The sequence below is a fragment of the Mycobacterium sherrisii genome, assembly GCF_002102355.1.
GTDB lineage: Bacteria > Actinomycetota > Actinomycetes > Mycobacteriales > Mycobacteriaceae > Mycobacterium > Mycobacterium sherrisii.
Map to the genome: position 1 here is coordinate 1 of NZ_LQPT01000031.1, position 1,336 is coordinate 1,336.

Genomic DNA, 1,336 nt, shown 5'->3' on the forward strand with positions numbered 1-1,336 from the left:
GCTGCCAAACACGCCGCGGCAGCACTTGCCAAACAACACCAAATCACCTAGCGTTCAACATGACTCGTTGATCGCAACGCGTGAACCACGCGAGATCCGAAGTCCACCACTCTCCGGGACGCTATCGACACCGATCGATCCGGCGGCTTCGCACCCACCCGCTGACCGTCTGGTCCTGCGCCGCGAACAATCCCTGCAAGTACCGCACCGAAATATGGTGTGCCGCAGCGATAGTCGCAACATCGAGGTTCGGGTCGCCGAGCCGTTCCTCGATGAAGACACGGATGCGCATAAGCAGTGCGTGTCGACCACCGCCCGGCTCGACGTCGATCGAGAAAGGCAGCCGTTCGGCCAGCGATGCGGTCAGCATCTCCAATATCGCATCGGCCAGGTGGGTCGTCGCGGGATGTCTCCGAATCTCAAACCGCTTCCCGAGCTCGGCCAGGAACGCCGATACCGACGCCGCCAGCCCTTCGTGAGCGTGCAGCGCTTGTGCGGTCACATGGGTCAGTTGTGACGACGTCAATCTCAACCGCTCGCGACGGAACATCAGCACCAGAGTCTGGTAACCCGCCGGATAGGTAAGTCGATAAGGCCGCGTCGTGTCGTAGACGGCGTAGTCGCCCGGGTTCAGTCGCGCTTCCCGACCGTTTTGGGCTATCACACAGCTGCCACGTAACTGGAGGCCGACTTTCAGATAGTCATCGGCGCCCTTGTTGATCAAACGATTCGTGCGATAGACCTCAGCCGCGTCCGACAATGCCACATCGGTCATCTGCACCGCGCCGAGACTTGCGGATTTCATCGCCCACCGCAGCGGGGCAGTGCAATCGCCGACCGACAGAGCCAGGGGCACGAATGTATCTGATATCGCGTGCCTGAACTCGTCGAAGTCGTCCCGCCCGCGGGTCAAGTCCAGGGACGTGGTGTAGGACGTCGTCGTGTGATTCTTCGAGTTTGGTGGTTCAGGCGGTCAGGGCCGCCGGGGTGGCCTCCTGTTCTGTCGGTGAGTCCTGGTCGTTTCGGGATTTGCTCAGGACGTCGAGGCCGAGGTAGCGCCTGGATTCGGCCCATTCGTCGTGTTGTTCGGCCAGCACGGCCCCGACGAGGCGGATGAGTGCGTTGCGGTCGGGGAAGATGCCGACGACGTCGGTGCGCCGGCGGATCTCCTTGTTCAGCCGCTCCTGGGGGTTGTTGGACCAAATCTGACGCCAGATCTGCTTGGGGAACGCGGTAAACGCCAGCAGGTCCGCCCGCGCGGATGTCAGCGGTCACGTAATTCCCCAGGTCTGAGGGGTTGTCCGTCACGTAATTCCCCACCCGCCGTCACGTAATT

The 1,336-nt window shown here is 61.9% G+C and carries 1 protein-coding gene and 1 pseudogene; both read right to left on the minus strand.

Annotation, left to right across the window (positions count from 1 at the left end; genetic code table 11):
- Positions 1-121 precede the first annotated feature (121 nt).
- Complete coding sequence (locus tag AWC25_RS06110; protein ID WP_158089730.1) at positions 122-913, minus strand: AraC-like ligand-binding domain-containing protein; 792 nt, start codon at positions 911-913, stop codon at positions 122-124.
- A 52-nt stretch (positions 914-965) separates the two neighbouring features.
- Positions 966-1,268 (minus strand): annotated as a pseudogene (locus tag AWC25_RS06115) (transposase); the annotation flags it as partial.
- Positions 1,269-1,336 lie beyond the last annotated feature (68 nt).